Here is a 1,378-nt window from a genome sequence, read left to right as displayed (position 1 = left end):
TTCAAATACCGCGTTTTCTAAATAAAGAGTTGCATCCTCGCTATCCACCTTCACTAATTCGACAGCGCCTGGTGTTAGCTTATTTGTTGCGACTACTTTTGTAACTCCGTCCTGACCTTTTTCAATTGTGAAAGGAATAGGAGTTGAATTCAGTTCATAGCCAAAAGCAGGCTGCGTTTCAACAAATTGATAGTTTCCAGGTTTTAGATCTTCTACAACAATCTGACCTGTTTGTTGCGTCATCAACCCTTTAAGAAGAGAGTTTCCATTTTCGTCTTGAAGCTCAAAAATAGCGCCAGGAATTACTTCTCCTGAATCAACATCCTTCTTCGTTAATTCTGCATTGAATGTTTGCAGTGTATTCTTCGCTTCAACATTCACTCGTTCAGAATTATTAAACGCAATCGCAAATTCAATTGGTGTTGTATCAAGAACATAACCGAATGGTGCTTTTGTTTCCACAAAAGTGTAGTTTCCAGGACGAAGATTGTTTACGACAACTTCACCGTTGCTATTCGTTGTCACATTCGTCTTTACTACGTTATCACTGGAATCTTTGATTGAGTAAACAGCACCTTCTAATCGTTCGCTGCTATCTACACTGTCAAGCTTTGTCAGCTTAACACTTCCAGTGATGATGTCATTCTTGATTGTAACTGTATTCGATTCTTGATTAACCGTTACTTTGTTCGTATCATCAATACCTACGTTGTAACCAACCGGTGCATTGTCTTCCTTCAATAGATAATCTTTGTAGAGAAGGTTATTGAATATCACCTTACCAGACTCGTCTGTTGTTGCTGATTTAATGGCAATTTCACCCTGACTGTCATAAAGGGTAAATGTTGCTCCAGCAAGCTTCTCGTCTGTTAAGCTATCAGTCTTTACAACTTCTAAACTACCTTTTTCACCTGATCCACTACCAGAACCGCCAGTTAAACGCACTTTAATGGACTCACCAGATGAAGTTGATTGAGATGTAATTTCTTTTCCATCAAGTTGCGTACTATTGGATACGGTATCACCGTTTACAGCGTTGATATAAGACTCGTATTTCAGAACATATGGTTTACTTATTGGAGAAGAGAATTTCAATTGGAAGCTCTGTTCTCCTGTATTATCGTCTGTATTGATCGTTAATGTATAATCTTCGCCAGCTTTCAACTGCTGCTCTACATCAACCGAGACTTGACCATTCTCAGCCACGTTTGTGCCATAGACCTTAAATGAATCCTCAAGAAGAATTTGATTGGAACTAGGCGTGTCTGTTAGAACAACATCACTTACACTAGATTGACCATAGTTCAAATTCACGGTCCATTCAATTTTCTCTCCTTTTTGCTCACCAGATTTATCGGTATATTCTCCACCGTTTAAT

The 1,378-nt window shown here is 38.8% G+C and carries 1 protein-coding gene; it reads right to left on the bottom strand.

The window, feature by feature from the left end; translation table 11 throughout:
* Positions 1-1,378: SpaA isopeptide-forming pilin-related protein (locus tag Q4550_RS23135; RefSeq protein WP_303536512.1), on the bottom strand; the 1,378-nt coding region annotated here is incomplete at both ends.

It is taken from the genome of Anaerobacillus sp. 1_MG-2023 (assembly GCF_030547345.1).
Classification (GTDB): domain Bacteria; phylum Bacillota; class Bacilli; order Bacillales; family Guptibacillaceae; genus Guptibacillus; species Guptibacillus hwajinpoensis_B.
The sequence above is the reverse complement of the archived record's forward strand: the minus strand, read 5'-3'. Positions and strand labels throughout refer to the sequence as shown.